12 protein-coding genes, 5 tRNA genes and 1 riboswitch are annotated in these 16,150 nt (G+C 56.0%); of the genes, 11 read left to right on the forward strand and 6 right to left on the reverse strand.

The window, feature by feature from the left end:
* The first annotated feature begins 120 nt into the window (after window positions 1-120).
* The 8 genes from DW724_RS01565 (at window position 121) to DW724_RS16345 (ending at window position 7,417) form a co-directional block, all read left to right on the forward strand.
* Window positions 121-1,839 carry a DEAD/DEAH box helicase gene (locus DW724_RS01565; protein ID WP_118760433.1) on the forward strand — a complete coding sequence of 573 codons (1,719 nt, stop codon included), beginning with the start codon at window positions 121-123 and terminating at the stop codon, window positions 1,837-1,839.
* Between the two features lie 226 nt (window positions 1,840-2,065).
* The gene (locus DW724_RS01570; RefSeq protein WP_118760434.1) at window positions 2,066-3,247 is read left to right on the forward strand and encodes a phosphodiester glycosidase family protein; all 1,182 of its coding nucleotides are present in this window, start codon (window positions 2,066-2,068) and stop codon (window positions 3,245-3,247) included.
* A gap of 86 nt (window positions 3,248-3,333) precedes the next feature.
* A tRNA-Ser gene (locus tag DW724_RS01575) sits at window positions 3,334-3,424 on the forward strand.
* A gap of 433 nt (window positions 3,425-3,857) precedes the next feature.
* A tRNA-Leu gene (locus tag DW724_RS01580) sits at window positions 3,858-3,942 on the forward strand.
* A 22-nt stretch (window positions 3,943-3,964) separates the two neighbouring features.
* Window positions 3,965-4,050: transfer RNA gene (locus DW724_RS01585), tRNA-Leu, on the forward strand.
* Window positions 4,051-4,260: 210 nt separating this feature from the next.
* Window positions 4,261-4,363, forward strand: a riboswitch (THF riboswitch).
* 69 nt (window positions 4,364-4,432) lie between these two features.
* On the forward strand, window positions 4,433-5,014 hold the full coding sequence (locus tag DW724_RS01590; protein ID WP_118285340.1) for a folate family ECF transporter S component: 582 nt from the start codon (window positions 4,433-4,435) through the stop codon (window positions 5,012-5,014).
* Between the two features lie 521 nt (window positions 5,015-5,535).
* Window positions 5,536-7,158, forward strand: a complete 1,623-nt coding sequence (locus tag DW724_RS01595) for a mannitol dehydrogenase family protein (protein WP_118285339.1) — start codon at window positions 5,536-5,538, stop codon at window positions 7,156-7,158.
* Window positions 7,159-7,336: 178 nt separating this feature from the next.
* Window positions 7,337-7,417, forward strand: coding sequence for a putative holin-like toxin (locus DW724_RS16345; protein ID WP_407926634.1), 81 nt, complete (start codon window positions 7,337-7,339; stop codon window positions 7,415-7,417).
* Window positions 7,418-7,841: 424 nt separating this feature from the next.
* Here the strand turns inward: DW724_RS16345 and DW724_RS01600 are convergent, their stop codons facing one another.
* The 4 genes from DW724_RS01600 to DW724_RS01615 are packed head-to-tail and all read right to left on the reverse strand — an operon-like array spanning window position 7,842 to window position 11,172.
* Window positions 7,842-9,224, reverse strand: a complete 1,383-nt coding sequence (locus tag DW724_RS01600; RefSeq protein WP_243105669.1) for an MATE family efflux transporter — start codon at window positions 9,222-9,224, stop codon at window positions 7,842-7,844.
* Window positions 9,221-9,706: a DNA-deoxyinosine glycosylase gene (locus DW724_RS01605; protein ID WP_118760436.1), complete on the reverse strand. Its 486-nt coding sequence runs from the start codon at window positions 9,704-9,706 to the stop codon at window positions 9,221-9,223. The genes DW724_RS01600 and DW724_RS01605 overlap by 4 nt, the downstream gene beginning before the upstream one ends.
* 3 nt (window positions 9,707-9,709) lie before the next feature.
* On the reverse strand, window positions 9,710-10,753 hold the full coding sequence (locus DW724_RS01610; protein WP_202183496.1) for an A/G-specific adenine glycosylase: 1,044 nt from the start codon (window positions 10,751-10,753) through the stop codon (window positions 9,710-9,712).
* Complete coding sequence (locus DW724_RS01615) at window positions 10,750-11,172, reverse strand: PaaI family thioesterase (RefSeq protein ID WP_110436509.1); 423 nt, start codon at window positions 11,170-11,172, stop codon at window positions 10,750-10,752. The genes DW724_RS01610 and DW724_RS01615 overlap by 4 nt, the downstream gene beginning before the upstream one ends.
* A gap of 1,170 nt (window positions 11,173-12,342) precedes the next feature.
* On the opposite strand from DW724_RS01615, the gene DW724_RS01620 reads away from it, so the two are divergent.
* The 3 genes from DW724_RS01620 to DW724_RS01630 all read left to right on the forward strand — a co-directional run bounded on the left by DW724_RS01620 (window position 12,343) and on the right by DW724_RS01630 (window position 13,263).
* A complete protein-coding gene (locus tag DW724_RS01620) occupies window positions 12,343-13,002 on the forward strand; it encodes a helix-turn-helix domain-containing protein (protein ID WP_110436510.1) in 660 nt (219 codons plus the stop codon).
* A gap of 79 nt (window positions 13,003-13,081) precedes the next feature.
* Window positions 13,082-13,157 (forward strand) — tRNA-Thr (locus tag DW724_RS01625).
* Window positions 13,158-13,178: 21 nt separating this feature from the next.
* Window positions 13,179-13,263: transfer RNA gene (locus tag DW724_RS01630), tRNA-Tyr, on the forward strand.
* A gap of 934 nt (window positions 13,264-14,197) precedes the next feature.
* Here DW724_RS01630 and tsf read toward each other — a convergent pair.
* Window positions 14,198-15,130 (reverse strand): translation elongation factor Ts, encoded by a 933-nt coding sequence (tsf, locus tag DW724_RS01635; protein ID WP_118760437.1) that lies wholly within the window; start codon window positions 15,128-15,130, stop codon window positions 14,198-14,200.
* 119 nt (window positions 15,131-15,249) lie between these two features.
* On the reverse strand, window positions 15,250-15,975 hold the full coding sequence (gene rpsB / locus DW724_RS01640) for a 30S ribosomal protein S2 (protein ID WP_110436512.1): 726 nt from the start codon (window positions 15,973-15,975) through the stop codon (window positions 15,250-15,252).
* Between the last annotated feature and the right edge of the window lie 175 nt (window positions 15,976-16,150).

Raw genomic sequence — 16,150 nt, forward strand, 5'->3', positions numbered from 1 at the left:
GATAACATTCGTATTGTCTCAGAGACAATTACAATAAGTATAGCATAGAACCCAGTCCGCAGGCAAGCGGGATTTGCCGGACTGCATACCAAAGATAGCAAAAGGAATCGAATATTTACCATGAAATTTAACGAACTCAAGTTGGAGAAAAACATCCTCAAGGCACTGAAGGAGGCCGGCTATTCCGAGCCGACGCCCATTCAGCAGCAGGCGATACCGCCGGTGCTCGAGGGCCGCGACCTGATGGGTTGCGCCCAGACCGGCACGGGCAAGACCTGTGCGTTCGCAGTGCCGATCATCCAGCGTCTGGCAAAGAGCGAGGGCAGAAAGGGCACCATCCGTGCGCTCATCCTCACGCCGACGCGCGAGCTTGCGCTGCAGATTTACGAAAACGTGTGCCAGTACGCGCGCTACGTGCCGTGCAGTGCGGCGGTCATCTTCGGCGGCGTATCGCAGGTGCCGCAGGTAGAGGCGATCGAACGCGGTGTGGACATTCTCATTGCCACGCCGGGCCGTCTGTGGGATTTGATGGGCCAGAAGATCGTAAAACTGGACAAGGTAGAGTTTTTCGTGCTCGACGAGGCCGACCGCATGCTCGATATGGGCTTCTTCCCGGATGTCAAGCGCATCGTGAAGTTCCTGCCGAAAAAGCGCCAGACTCTGCTGTTCTCGGCTACCATTCCGGCGGAGATCGCTGATCTGGCAGAGAAAATGCTGCATGAGCCGGAGCATATCTCGGTAACGCCGAGCGCAAAACCGGCGGACAAGATCGAGCAGCAGCTTTATTTTGTAGAAAAGCAGGAAAAGCGGGAACTTCTGCCGGATATCATCCGTCAAAGCAATGTACACCAGGTTCTGGTGTTCACCCGCACCAAGCACGGCGCAGACAGGGTCGCGCGCGACCTCAACCGTGCGGGCATCAAGACCAAGTCCATCCACGGCGACAAGTCGCAGAATCAGCGTCAGCGTGCGCTCGCGGACTTTAAGGAGTGCAAGATCGCGGTTCTGGTTGCGACCGACATTGCCGCGCGCGGCATCGACATCAACGACCTGCCGCTCGTTATCAATTTTGACCTGCCGAACATTCCGGAAACCTATGTACACCGCATCGGCCGCACCGGCCGTGCCGGTCAGGAGGGCACCGCGATTTCCTTCTGCGACCGCTCCGAGCGTCCGTACCTCAAGGATATCGAAAAGCTGATCGGCAAGCGCATTCCGGTTGTCGGTGAGATTCCGCACGAGGAAAAGGAGGAGGAGAAGCGCGAGTCCGGTCAGCGCAAGACCGCCAACAAGCGCTCCCGCCGCAAGCCGGTCTCCGAGAACGCCACCGCCGAGGAGGTCGCCGCAGATGTGGCCCGCGAAAAGGAAGCCAAGAAGAAGGCGCGTCAGGCGAGAGCGAATGCCAAGCGTCCGTCCCGCCGCGAGAAGGCCGCCGAGAAGCAGACCGAGCAGCAGGCGAAGGCAGCCGCGCCGCGCTCCCGCAAGGGCAGAAACGACCGAAACGACAGAAATGATTCGAGCCGCAGAGGCCGCCGGAACGACCCGTACGCCCGCTTCGAGAAGAACGAGCCGCGCGTAGATGCCCACACACCGAGCCGCGCGTATGCGCTCAGCGATGAGGCTGCCGCGCGCATCCGCAGGAAGGTCGAGGCCGCACTGGCCGCTCGTGCCGCGAAAGCGGACGGCAAGGCCGCTCCGCAGCAGGAGAAGAAGGGCAGAGGACACGGCAGCAAGTCTGCGCAGAAGCCTGCACAGCAGCAGAACAAGACGGCACAGAGCAAGACGACGAACCATCGTCATAGACGCCGTCGTACCCCGAACAGCAACCGCAAGGGTTAAGAAGTTGCTGTCATAACCATTGCACACCGCCTGAACGGCTTTTTTGCCAGCATACTGCGTTGTTTTCCCTTGCAATCCGTCAGGATTCCTGCGGAAAAACGCCTTGTCTGCTGACAAAAAATCTCGTTCATCCGGCGCACTCTGGCTATGAAAGCAACTTCAGCGATAGAGACAAACCTGAACCGTATCCCGCGGTTCCCGGATTGAGAGAGAAGGAGCAACACGAATGAACGGCGCAAAACACCGCTTCGCACTGGGACTGACCTGCTTTTTTCTGATCGGCATCACGGTTGTGTATCCGTTTCTGCTGTACACACCGAACGCGTTCGTCACTCGCTGGCGTGAGTGGTACATCGAAACCGCAATGGGCACCATGACGCACCAGTGGCTGGCCACCTGGTTTATCCCGGAGGATATCATCAACGAGGTGATGACCAAGCGCTACCTGATGAACCAGAAGCAGGAGGGCATCGTCAGCAACTGGGACGGCGCATGGGAGGAGAAGGACACCGCCGAAACGCCGAAGGACAAATTCTATGCCATGTTCAGTGAGCTGAACGAGAGCGGATTTGAGAGCTTTCTGGCGGATAATCCGGAGTATCTGGAAAACGGCTATGACCAGATCAACATCGATCTGATCGGTGAGCCGAGCCAGACGCATTACGACACCGGCCTCAAGACCAGGCAGGGCGACACGGTGTTGGCGATCAACGCCGCGCACGGCATCCTGATCGTCGAGCAGACCGGCGAGGACACGCTTGGCATGGAGTACGCGGGCAAGATCGCGCTCTGCAAAAAGCCCGAGAATATCTTTGTCGGCACGAGCGAGGGCCTTGGCGATTACGGCTCGTTCGTATCCGATATGGTGAGAGATTATGACGCCATTCTGGGTATCAACGCCTCCGGCTTTGCCGATTTTGACGGCAACGGCACAGGCGGCACCGTGTACGGCTTCCTGAAAAGCCGGGGAGAGAAGTATCAGGACGCAGTAGGCGACGGCTGGAAGATCATCGGCTTTGACAACGAGGATCATCTGCAGGTCGGTGCGTTTAACGATACCTCCAGCCTGCGCGACGCGGTGGAGTTCCACCCGGCGCTCATCATCAACGGCGAGAATCTGGTCGCAGGCACCGGCCTGAACGAGCAGCAGCCGCGCACGGCCATCGGTCAGGCGAAGGACGGCACGGTTATCATGATGGTCATTGACGGCCGTCAGATGCACTCGTTCGGCATTTCGATCGAGCGCTGCGGCGAGATCATGGAGCAGTATGGCGCGTATCAGGCATCCATGCTGGACGGCGGTTCGTCCTCCGTTATGGTCTACCGCGGCCGCGAGATCACCAGTCCGACTACGCTTTCCCAGAATGAGGAAGGCCGTTATCTGCCGGATGCCTTCCTTGTGAAATAAAAATTATCACGATTTCGGAAAAAGCACTTGTATTTTCCGTCATTGCATGATAGAATAAATAAGCGCCTGTAAGACAGGCGCGATACGGAGAAGTATCGAAGTGGTCATAACGAGCTCGACTCGAAATCGAGTTGGCGGTAACACGCCACGTGGGTTCGAATCCCACCTTCTCCGCCAAAATAAAGACCATCCATCCGGATGGTCTTTATTTTTTACCGAAGGTGGGATTCGAAAGGCGGCTCTTAGAAACATGCCAGTGGCATGTTTCAACCGCCGTGGGTGCCCGTAGGCCGACAACCTCTAAAATATTTAATGGTTGCTTGCCGCAGAAAAGGAATCCCACCTTCTCTGCCGGCAGGGCAGGCGGGATTCAAACTCACCTGAAAAAATTCCTCAATCAACAAAATTTTTTCTCCGCGCGGCAAATTTTCTATCATGTAAATCACCGCAAAAGCCGCGAAAAAGTTCGATATTTCACCGATTTTACCGACAATTCACGGTGTTTGAAAATTTCTCAAATTTTTTCGCAATTTTTGTTGACAAAGGGGGATACCCCTGCTATAATATATCTTGTCGCTGAGAGACAAGCGGTTCACCGCGAGAGATCAATGCGAGTGTGCTGGAACTGGTAGACAGGCACGTTTGAGGGGCGTGTGTCGATCGACGTACGGGTTCAAGTCCCGTCACTCGCACCACCTTCTTTCAACAACAAAATATGCGGATGTGGCGGAATGGCAGACGCGCTAGCTTCAGGTGCTAGTGTTCGCAAGGACGTGGGGGTTCAAGCCCCCCCATCCGCACCAAGTTAAAGAGCTTCAAACTTACGTTTGAAGCTCTTTTTCTGTACTTTGCGGAAAGCTCGTCGGAGCAGGGAGGAGGCTGTCCAATACCCTTGTCTAACAGATTGTCTGCCATTTCACCCGATTCCGCAGAATGCACCAAAACCAGGCCGACAGACCACGGATTTTCTGTATTGACACTCGCCCAAACCGTGGTACAATTATAACAGAAAAAGCAGAGTAGAGCACAATGCGTTAAGTGCCGCTGAAACGGGGAGTTGTTCGGCGGACGAAAGGGAGCCTTTTCCTTGCGGTATTGTGGTCGCATCCCGCTGCTGCAACTGTTTAGGCACTTTCCTAAATCGCTGTGGCAACAGATGAATTTGATTAGGAGGTGTCTTTTTCTATGTCTAAAACTCCGAATATCTTTGTCCGCTCGCTGCGTGAGCTGAGGTCCACCCGCTGTCTGGCGGTCACGGCGCTGCTCATTGCGATCAACGTCACGCTGGATCTGCTCGGTCTGTCGATCAAGCTGCCGCCGAACCTGCGTATCGGCTTCGGCTTCCTGTGCAATGCGTCGATCGGCATGCTGTTCGGCCCGGTCGTCGGCATGATGGCCGGCGTGTGCACCGACGTGCTCGGCTACTTTGCGGGCAACCTGTCCATGGGTGCGTATTTCCCGGGCTATACGCTGACGGCCGTTGTCGGCGGTCTGATCTGGGGGCTGTGGCTGTATCCGCGCAAGATCACCGTATGGCGTGCCATTGGCGCAAAGACCTGCATCAACCTGTTCTGCAATATCTGCCTGAACACCCTGTGGCTGACCGTCACCGGCGGCAAGGCGATGAGCGTGCTGCTCGTTACGCGCGTACCGAAAAACCTTATTCTGCTGCCGATCGAGATCGTGCTGGTCTACTTCGGCATGAAGCTGGTCAACCGTATCTATGGCGCGCTGCCGAATGGAAAGACCGCTGCGGAAAACTCTTGATTAAGAGCGGAGAGAAACCTGTCTCCACCTGATAACAGTCCCCCGGCTCTGTCGCTTGACAAAACCGGGGGATATGCTATAATAAAGCCAAGGGACGCTGTCACAGCAGTCAGGCCCGCAAGTTCTCAACTAAACAAAGTTAGCTGACCACTTGGTTGCCGCCGAGTGGTCAGCACGCTTTTGTGGATAAAATGAGCAGCAGAATCACTGCACATACAAAAAGCTGAAACGCCTTTTTCCACATCAGCACCACCTCCCTCCATACGAAATCCGCAGGGGAAAGCGGGCCTGACCACTAATATGTAACAACGTCCGTACGGATTATAGCATATAACACCGAATAAAGTCAATCAGCCGCCTTTTTGGGCGGTTTTTGTTTTATTTGAAAACATTGGCAGCATGCTTTCAGCTTTTTGTGAATAATTCTGTTTTTCCCTATGCAAACGGCTGATTTTTTGTTATACTATATATGATTGGAGAAGAACGGTACAGTCCGTTCGCTGAAAGGGAGTGACCTCTTTATGAAACTTACAAAAGAGAGTATTAAACATAACGTGGCATGGAAGGGTTATCGTCTGCCGCAGTACGACATTGACGCTGTGCGCGAAAACACCCACAAGGCACCGACTTGGCTGCATTTCGGCGCCGGCAACCTGTTCCGCGCCTTCCCGGCTGTACTGGCGCAGCGCCTGCTGACCGCCGGTCTGTCCGACACCGGCATTATCTGCTGCGACGGCTACGATGAGGAGCTGATCGACCGCTGCTACCGCGCCTGCGATCATCTGTCGCTGGTTGTCACCTTGTATTCCAACGGCACGATCAACAAGGAAGTGGTTGCGTCCGTTACCGAAAGCCTCAAGCTGAGCGAGGATATGCTGCGCCTGAAGGACATTTTCCTGGCGCCGAGCCTGCAGATGATCAGCTTTACGCTGACCGAGAAGGGCTATATCATCCAGGACGACACCCGTGAGTTCCTGCCGGACTACAAGCACGACCGCGAGAACGGTCCGGAAGGCTGCCAGTCCTTCTTCGGCAAGCTGACCGCACTGTGCCTCGAGCGCTGCCGCGCCGGTCTGTCTCCGCTGGCACTCGTTTCGCTGGATAACTGCTCGGATAACGGCACCCGTCTGGAGCGTGCTGTCCGTCACATGGCACGCGCATGGCAGCGTGGCGGCTTCATCACCGAGGATGAGTATTACTTCCTGCTCAAGAAGAATACCTTCCCGCTGTCCATGATTGATAAGATTACCCCGCATCCGGATAACCGCATCGCAGACAAGCTGGCGGCTGACGGTCTGGAGAACGCAAAGCCGTTCGTAACCGAAAAGGGCACGCACGCGGCTGTTTACGTCAACTCCGAAAGCCCGCACTACCTGCTCATCGAGAACGCATTCCCGAACGGTCATCCGGCTCTCGAGCAGTGCGGCGTTATCATCACCCGCCGCGACATCGTTGAGAAGTCTGCGATGATGAAGGTAAGCACCTGCATGAACCCGATGGATACCGCCCTCGGCGTATTTGGCTGCATGCTCGGCTACACCCGCATCAGCGACGAGATGAAGGACACCGAGCTGGTCAACCTCATCACGCGCCTGAGCGAGCAGGAGGCAATGCCGATGGTAGCCGACCCGGGCGTTATCGACCCGGAGGCATTCCTGCACGAGGTTCTCGGCGAACGTTATCCGAACCCGTTCCTGCAGGATTCCCCGCAGCGTACCGCAACCGATACCTCGCGTAAGATTGCGCCGCGCTTCGGCACTACGCTGTACGCTTACTATAACTCCATGCTGCCCGCACACCGTGCCACCAAGCTGATTTACATTCCGCTGGTACTGGCCGGCTGGCTGCGCTATCTGGAAGGCGTGGACGATAACGGCAGCGAGTTCACCCTCAGCCCCGACGCGAATATCGAGCATGTCCGCGCACTGATGGGCAACCCGAAGCTGGGTGACGACGTAAGCGAGGCTCAGCTGTATCCGCTGCTGGCAAACCGCTACTACTTCGGTGTCAACCTGTTTGAGATCGGCGTAGGCGAGACCGTTGTCCGCATGTTTGGCGAGATGAACCGCGGCCCGCACGCTGTTCGCGAGACGCTGCAGAAGTACTGCGGCGAGGAGCAGGAGCAGGAGTGGATTTTCTCCTGATTACCGAAAAACCGTAAGACAAAAGGCGAACCGTAAGGTTCGCCTTTTTGTATGCAGATAAAACAAAAACCGCCGCAAAAGGCGGTTGATTGACAAGGTATTGCAATATATGCTATACTCAGAATGTCAACAACGATGTGAAACAGGTTGTTCCTCCCAACATAAGGGAGGTGATGACATGGTCACTTATTCCGATCTGTTCCAGTTCGGTCTTCTGATCGTTGCTATCATCAGTCTATGTCTGAAACATAGAAGATAACCGCCCCTGAAAAGGAGCGGCGTTTCCTCAATTAACCAAGTTTTTTAGGAACGACCGCTCTTGCCAGAGAGCCATCGTTGTTGATACAATTATAACGCAGTGCCCCGGTTTTGTCAAGCGACAGAGCCGGGGCACTGTTATTCCGTTATCCGCTGACAAAGCTTACAAGGCTATCCCAAAGATTGCTGAACAAGGTGTTCCACGACGCCTGCGGGTTATGAATTGCAAACCATACAAGGTCCGCCGTTAAAAGGACAGACACCGCGATTATCAACCAGAAGCAATACCATCTCTGTTTAGGTGTCATAGTATTTTCCTCCTCAGTTATAACGGTAAGTTTCGCCTCGGGGAGTTTTACATCTGATATCTATATAGTAACAGATATTTACGGCTTGTAAAGGGATTTTGCACAGAAGGCGGTGCATTATTTTTGTCCGGCGGCTACCCGTAATCCCGGCGCATACCTCAGCCATTTCCCGCTTTTGAGCCGCAGGAAGAAGCAGATCGACCGGCACAGCCAGTCACCGATCATGGCAATCCAGATGCCGATTGCGCCCATGCCGAAGTGCACCGCGAGAATATATCCCGCGACAAGCCGCAGTCCCAGCATGGAGATAATCGAGCACACCATCGGATACCGCACGTCGTTCGCCGCACGCAGGATATTCGGCATGGCGAACGAGGTCGGCCACAGGAAGATCGCGCAGCCGTTGTGAATCATAATCAGCGTCATGCCGAGCGCAAGCGCTTCTGCGGACACGCTGTAAATCTTGAGAATGAGCGGCGTGCACGCGATCGTGACAAGGCAGGTGCTCGCGGTAACGGCGTAGGTGATGACCATCAGCTTTTTCGCCATGCGGCGCGTCTGCGGCTCGTCGCCCGAGCCGATGCACTGCCCGATAACCGTAATCATCGCCAGACTCATCGCCTGACCCGGAATGACGGCTACGGCATCCAGATTATTCGCAAGCGCATTCGCGGTAATCTGGGTCGTGCCGAACAGCGAGATCATGCTCACGACGAGCACGCGGCCAAGCTGAAACAGGCTGTTTTCCAGACCGTTCGGCACACCGATCTGCAGAATGCGGCGGATCAGCTCTTTATCCGGTCGAAACCGCTGTCCGCGCCGCAGAGAGACCGTGCGCTCGGGGTTCAGCAGCAGAATCGTGATAGCGACAGCCGCCGTGCCGCGCGACAGCACGGACGAAAGCGCTGCGCCTCCGACGCCCCACTTGAACACGAAAATGAACAGCGAGTTGCCGATGAGGTTGACGATGTTGATCAGCCCCGCAATCAGCATGGAGATACGCGAGTTGCCCTGTGCGCGGAACAGCGCCGCACCGGCGTTGTAAATCGCGAGAACAGGGTAGGAGAACACGCTGACCGTCAGGTAGGTGAGCGCACTCTGCATGACGTCATCCTCGATCGTGCCGAACAGCAGCCGCAGCAGCGGTGCGCGGAACAGCATGACGAGCGCCGAGATGATCAGCGCAATGACCGTGACGACTAAGTACAGCTGCTTGGAGGCGTCGCATGCACGGTCGTTCTTTCTCGCGCCGAGCAGCTGCGCGACCACGACCGCGCCGCCGGTCGCAAGCGCAGAAAAGATGTTGATGATGAGTACGTTGAGCATATCGACCAGCGATACGCCGGAAACCGCCGCTTCACCGACCGAGGAGACCATCATCGTGTCGGCCAGACCGACCGTGATAGCGAGCACCTGCTCGATAACGAGCGGCAAAATCAGCTTTTTGAGTGCAGCATTGGGAAATAACTCTTTACTCGTAAAAAATACACCTCGAATCAAAGAATAACGCGGTACGCCTCGATCAGCCGTTCGAGCGACCATGCGGCGTTCGCCGGACTGGTGGAGGGCAGCTGCGTGATGGGCACGCCGGTTTTCGGCTCGATGAGTTTGCGGTACAGCTGCGCCGACTTGCCGCCGGTGGCAAAAATGCGCGTAATTTTGCTCTCGCGGAGCAGTTTGCCGATGTCGTTCGGCTCGGCGTTGCGGATAGACGTGTCGGATGCGCCCGCAATATCGCATTTGGCGATGGTGTCCCACAGCGCCACATGATGCCGCAGGCACATCGCGCGCTTGTCCTCGATGGAGACCGGCACCTCCTCGCCAAGCACAGCCGCCAGCACGCGCCAGAACCGGTTCTGCGGGTGACCGTAAAAGAACCCGACCTCGCGGGACTTCGGGCTTGGAATCGAGCCGAGCAGCAGCACGCGCGACTCGCTGTCGTACAGCGGCGGAATGGTATGAATGATAGTTTGCAGTTGCATGGATCAGTCCTCCAGTACGGAAACAAAGCTGCGGAACGCGCTCGGCAGCGCATAAGCGTCGCGCAGCTCGGCAGGTGTGACAAAGGTGAGAGCGGGTGCAGGTGCGTCCAGTTCGACATACACGCCGTTCATGTGCCACTCCACATGGGTGAAAATATGCTTGGCAGGCCGCAGAGAGAGCAGCTTTCGCACGCTCCAGTCCATTTCGGTGAGCGCCGCGCGCAGCTCGTCCGGCGAGAGATGGCCATCGAGCGACGGCAGCTCCCACAGACCGGCGAGCAGACCCTTTTTGGGTCTCTGCCGCAGACCGACAAGCTGACCGCAGCGTACAACAAGCACGGTGCGGTTTTCCACTCTCCGCGCCTTTTTTGCGGCTCGGAGCGGCAGCACAGCCGCGTTTCCGCGGTGAAAGCCCTCGCAGAGATGCTGAATCGGGCAGTCGTCACAGCGCGGTGCGCCGTTCGGCAGACAGACCGTTGCACCGAGTTCCATCAGCGACTGGTTGAGATCGCCGGAACGGTCGGACGGCATGAGTGCGGCGAACCGTTCGCGCGTCTGCTTTTTGAATTTTGCGTCCGTGATCGGCGTGAAATCGTTATCCAGCCGCGCCGCCACACGCAGAACATTGCCGTCCACCGCCGGAACGGGCAGTCCGAACGCGATAGACGCCACCGCGCCTGCCGTGTACTCGCCGACACCGGGCAGGGAAAGCAGCCTGTCGTAATCGGCAGGCAGTTCGCCGCCGTATTCCTCGCACAGCAGGACCGCTGCACGGTGCAGGTTGCGCACGCGGCTGTAGTAGCCGAGCCCCTCCCAGAGCTTGGTGTAAACGGCCTCGTCCGCCGCCGCGAGAGCGGGAATATCGGGCAGCGCGTTCATCCAGCGGGAAAAGTAGCCGCGCACGGCCTCCACGCGCGTCTGCTGCAGCATGATCTCGCTCACCCAGACGCGGTAGGGAGTAGGCTCAGACCGCCACGGCAGGTCGCGGTGACCGGCGTCATACCAGTCCAGCAGCGGCTGCACGATGGCCTTGCTTACCCCGCTCAATATTTCATGTCATCCAGCGTAGCGCCGGTGTAGAACATGGTGAAGGTCGCGTCGGCAATATGCTTGCCCTCGTCGTCGTGCACCTCGACCATGTAGACCGACACCTTGCGGCCGCGCTTGCGCTCGTACGCCACAGCGGTCAGCTTTTTGCCGCAGCGGCCCGGACGGTAGTAGTGGATGGTGCTGTCGAGCGTGACGGCCACCGTGCCCTGAGACGCCGCCGCAGAGCCTGCCGCAATGTCGCACAGCGTGAAGATCGTGCCGCCGTGCGCCATGCCGAGCGGATTGAGCAGCTCGGGGGTCAGGTCAAGCTCTACGGTTGCGCCGCCGTCCTTGTCGAGCGTCACAACGTGCATGTGCATCAGTTTGTTTAAGCCGCCGGCTTCCTGCCGCAGCTTGAGGATTTCTTCGATGGTCAAGGTTAGGACTCCTTTATATATTCTATAATCTTTTGATAAACGATGGTTTTTCGCCTTCGAGGCGAATGGTTCTTGCCTGCGCGGCAGGCGCACAAGAGGGGAGACACCTGCGGTTTCCACCCTCTTGTGAATCTCCCCTTTCCCTTGAGGGTCTGGCGCAGATTGCTGACATGTGACCGCTGCGAAGCAGGGGAACGGCAGAGGATTTTTTCTACCGTGTCTTTCGTAACGTATTCGCAGCGTCAGATAGATTGCTGCTACACAGACCGGCTACTCTCCGCAGGCGCGGCATACCCGTGTCGCGCAATTCGTGAGCGCGTTATGATAGACAGGGCCTACGCAGGATAACTTGCACCAAACGCTTAATTCGCAGGTGCTGTGCGGTATAACGTGTTAAAGAGTTGCGCAACACGGGTATGTTGCGCCTGCGTTGACTAAACCGCCTGTGTAGCAGTACGGTAGCCGATACTGCGAACAGGCTGCTCATGAGGACGGACACCGAAGGTAGTCCGTCCGTAGCAGAGGAAAAAACCTCTGCCGTACCCCATTTTCGAAGCGGTCGCCGGTCTCTGATTTGCTTCAGGTTAACAAACAAGGGAAAGGTAGGAGTTCAAAGAGGAAGGGAAACCGTAGGTGTCCCTGCCTTTTTGCCCCCGCGGCGGGCGCCGCGACGTTCCCGCCGTCCGCAGACGGCGAATCCCCTCGCTGAGGTTCAGCGAAAAACTCCCCGCCCGTTAGGGGCGAACACGCTGACGCAGTTCGCGTGCCCCGGTCAGCCGGTGCTGAAAAAACTGCCGCCCGTCAGGGGCGAACACGCTAACGCAGTTCGCGTGCCCCGGTCAGCCGGTGCAGGATAACAGGTGAAATCTGCGATACTACTCTATTTTATTATAAAATGCACCCGCTCCTGCGTCAAGCGCAACCGCCCGGCGAAGCCTGACGAATTTTTCTAACAGCCGTCGGATTACACAATCCCCAATATGTAGTTACCAATCGGAAACAGGACAACAAAATGCAGGGAAAAGTGCCGAAAATACAAAGTGAGCCTGTCGAAATGCGTCGAAAATGACTGTTTTCTGTACTTTACAAACGGTAATACAGCGAGTATAATATAAATATATATTTTATAGTTGTGCTTTCTGCGGCGCAACGCAGACGGAGAATGTTGGAATGAGTGATTTTTCGCGCACGCTTGCGCTTCTGCGACGGGAAAAGAAAATAAGTCAAAGAGCGGCAGCGGGCGACCTCGGCGTTTCGCAGGCGCTTCTCAGCCACTATGAGAACGGACTGCGCGAACCCGGTCTGTCTTTTGTCGTGCGTGCGGCGGATTATTACGGTGTGTCCTGTGACTACCTGCTCGGCCGTTCGATGGCGCGTGACGGCTCTGCTGTGCCTGCCGAGCGCATGGAGGGAACGGCCACCGAGACGGAGCACAGCCAGATCGTGCAGGCGGCAGCCCTGCTGCTGCAGGTTGCCGAATCGCTCGAGAGCAAGCAGCTTTCACACGAGATCGAGTCGTATTTCGCGGTTGCAATCTACAAGGTGTACCGCTATCTCTACATGGCCGACCCGGCCGGGGTGGATGCGGTGTTCCGCGCGCCGCAGGATCGCTTCGAGTACCTGTGCGATGCCCGCATGAAGGAGCATGAGCTGAAAATCCGTCTGGCGGCCAACGGCGAGGAAGGCTGCGGTCTGACGCAGGAGAATATCCGGCGGATGCCGCTCGCCCCGAGCGAGATTGCACGGCGTTATCCGGATTTGTCGAGCGCGCTGCTGACCGTTCTGCAGCAGGTGTCGGATTCGATCGACCGGAAAAATAAAATGCAATAATTTCGGACAAACCTATTGACAAATACACCGGTGTGAGGTATACTAAATAAGTCGCTGAGACAAGACGACTTGATGAAACGCTGGTGTAGCTCAGTTGGTAGAGCAGCTGATTTGTAATCAGCAGGTCGGGGGTTCAAGTCCGTCCACCAGCTCCAATCAAGCTGGTAATCGAATATGGAAGGTTTCCCGAGTGGCCAAAGGGAACAGACTGTAAATCTGTCGTCTATGACTTCGGTGGTTCGAATCCACCACCTTCCACCAAAGCGAAAAGACATTCCAAAAGGAATGTCTTTTTTGCTTTGGTGAAAGGCAGGTGGCGGATTCGAAAGGTGGCTCTTAGAAACAGCCCGGTGGGCTGTTTCAACCACCGTGGCTTCCGTCGCAACGGAAGCGAATCCACCACCGGACGGGTCGGCACGCGTGTGGCAGTGCGGTTAGGGGACTGCACCAGACGCTCAAGTTAGGCACGCGCCATATACGAAGGAATGCAAAACAGGCACGCGCCTAATTCGAAGGAAAGAGCGCTCGTTCGATAGCGAAATCAACCTGCACAGGCTATTTGGAACGATTTATTGTCGTTTGCGATGTTACCTCGTAGGGGCGCACAGTATGCGCCAGGGCAGCGCAAAATCATACGGGATGTGGGCGAACAATGTTCGCCCCTACGGTTCAGCCGGTGCAGATGAATTTACAAATGGTGTGCCGAGGTCGTACCTCAGGGCACCTTCTCTTGCGGATTTGCCGCAATTCACCGTGGCACACCCTACGGAATAGCTTATGCACACCGAAAAATATTCCCGGAGTTGACCATTCGTGGTCAATTTTCCGCACAATCCGCGGTATGGATGAGAACGAAAAACCGCGCCACAGCCCTGCCATTCCGCAGCAACAGGGTTTATTCCCATGCCCGTCGTTTTTTCTCGCCCGGAAAACGCGATTTCTCGTCCGGAAAACGGCATTTCTCGTCCGGAAAATCCACAGAGCAGAGAAGAGCAGAGGACAGAACAGAAGAGGAGAGGAGAGTAGAGCAGAGCATAGCAGAGAACAGCAGAGCAGAAACAAAATTGAGAATGGAGAATGATTCTGACTGACCTGACCCTGACTGACGAAAAGAGATTTTCTAAATTGCTTTCTGCAAATAAAAAGGACCTCCGGTAAAACCGGAAGTCCTTGATCTATCGTTTTGGTAACGAGATTACTTAGCCATGGAAGCAACTTCTGCTGCGAAGTCGTCAACCTTCTTCTCGATGCCCTCGCCCTTCTCGAAACGAACGCACTTTACGAGCTTGATCTCGCCGCCCAGCTCCTTGGCAACAGCCTTGATGTGAGCCTCAACGGAAACCTTGTTCTCCTTAACGAAAGCCTGCTGCAGGAGGCAGTTCTCCTCGTAGTACTTGCCGATACGGCCGTCTACCATCTTGTGGATGATCTGCTCCGGCTTCGGCTTAGCAGCGGTCTTGTTCTCCTCGAGAGCCTGGATCAGGAGGATCTCCTTCTCCTTTGCGAGGGTAGCCTCGTCAACATCGGACTTGTCCAGGAAGGACGGGTTCATAGCAGCAGCCTGCATGCCGATGTCCTTGCCCAGCTCCTTAACGGTAGCGTTGTCCTTCAGACCCTCGGAAACTTCCAGACCAACCAGAACGCCGATTACGCCGCCCATGTGGTTGTAAGCAACGTTAACGGTGGAGTCGTCGAAACGCTCGAAACGACGGATCTGCAGGTTCTCGCCGATGGTCAGAACCTTCTCCTGCAGAGCGTCCTGAACGGTGCCTTCGCCCATCTTGCAAGCCTTGAGAGCCTCAACGTCAGCCGGAGCGTCCTTGATAACAACGTTAGCAACGTCGGAAACGAACTGCTGGAAGTCAGCGTTCTTAGCAACGAAGTCGGTCTCGGAGTTTACCTCGATGATTGCGCCTACGCCGCACTCATCACATACGGTAGCCTTGACCAGACCCTCAGCAGCGATGCGGTCTGCCTTCTTGGCAGCCTTAGCCAGGCCCTTCTCACGGAGCAGCTCGATAGCCTTGTCGAAGTCGCCGTCGGCCTCGGTCAGTGCCTTCTTGCAGTCCATCATGCCTACGCTGGTCATTTCGCGGAGCTTCTTTACGTCAGCAGCGGTAAAAGCCATTTTATTATTCCTCCAATTTATGATTTTACGATGAAAAAAACATAGGGCACAACGAACACCGGCGCGCCGGGTCGTCGCGCCCTACGAACAACTCACTGAATGTTATATTGAGTTATGAATTACTCAGCCTTTGCGTCAGCCTTAGCCTCAACCTCGAGCTGCTCGCCCTGCTTGCCTTCCAGAACAGCGTTAGCCATGGTCTGGGAGATCAGCTTGATAGCGCGGATAGCGTCGTCGTTGCCCGGGATAACGTAGTCGATCTCGTCCGGATCGCAGTTGGTATCAACGATTGCAACGATCGGAATGCCCAGCTTGCGTGCTTCTGCGATCGCGTTCTTCTCCTTGCGGGAGTCAACTACGAACAGAGCGCCCGGAAGCTCCTTCATTTCCTTAACGCCGCCGAGGTACTTCTCGAGCTTAGCGATCTCGAGCTGGAGCTTGATAACTTCCTTCTTCGGGAGCAGATCGAAGGTGCCGTCAGCCTGCATCTTCTGCAGCTGGTTCAGACGAGCGATACGGGTACGCATGGTCTTGAAGTTGGTCAGCATGCCGCCCAGCCAACGTGCGTTAACGTAGAACTGACCGCAGCGCTCAGCCTCTTCCTTGATTGCGTCCTGTGCCTGCTTCTTGGTGCCGACAAACAGGATGGACTTGCCGGAAGCTGCCATATCGCGTACGAAGAAGTATGCTTCCTCGAGCTTCTTTACAGTCTTCTGGAGGTCAATGATGTAGATACCATTGCGCTCGGTGAAGATGTAGGTAGCCATTTTCGGGTTCCAACGACGGGTCTGATGGCCGAAGTGTACGCCGGCCTCCAGCAGCTGCTTCATAGAAATTACTGCCATTTTGTTTTTCCTCCTTGGTTTTTCCTCCATCCCTGATCATCTGACAGCGGCAACAGAACGAGCGTCCCATCACCGACCGCTTTCATCACGGGATGTGTGAATTCATGCTATGATAGTTTACACCAATGGGGGAGGGATGTCAAGAGGAAAGTTGAAAATTGAGGATGGAAAATGG

The sequence above is a fragment of the Butyricicoccus sp. AM27-36 genome, from assembly GCF_003480945.1.
In the GTDB taxonomy this organism is placed as follows: Bacteria; Bacillota; Clostridia; order Oscillospirales; family Butyricicoccaceae; genus Agathobaculum; species Agathobaculum butyriciproducens.

Coding starts and splice junctions, on each gene's coding strand:
- DW724_RS01565 (WP_118760433.1), top strand. CDS start 121: ATGAAATTTAACGAACTCAAGTTGGAGAAAAACATCCTCAAGGCACTG.
- DW724_RS01570 (WP_118760434.1), top strand. CDS start 2,066: ATGAACGGCGCAAAACACCGCTTCGCACTGGGACTGACCTGCTTTTTT.
- DW724_RS01590 (WP_118285340.1), top strand. CDS start 4,433: ATGTCTAAAACTCCGAATATCTTTGTCCGCTCGCTGCGTGAGCTGAGG.
- DW724_RS01595 (WP_118285339.1), top strand. CDS start 5,536: ATGAAACTTACAAAAGAGAGTATTAAACATAACGTGGCATGGAAGGGT.
- DW724_RS16345 (WP_407926634.1), top strand. CDS start 7,337: ATGGTCACTTATTCCGATCTGTTCCAGTTCGGTCTTCTGATCGTTGCT.
- DW724_RS01605 (WP_118760436.1), bottom strand. CDS start 9,706: ATGCAACTGCAAACTATCATTCATACCATTCCGCCGCTGTACGACAGC.
- DW724_RS01620 (WP_110436510.1), top strand. CDS start 12,343: ATGAGTGATTTTTCGCGCACGCTTGCGCTTCTGCGACGGGAAAAGAAA.
- tsf (WP_118760437.1), bottom strand. CDS start 15,130: ATGGCTTTTACCGCTGCTGACGTAAAGAAGCTCCGCGAAATGACCAGC.
- rpsB (WP_110436512.1), bottom strand. CDS start 15,975: ATGGCAGTAATTTCTATGAAGCAGCTGCTGGAGGCCGGCGTACACTTC.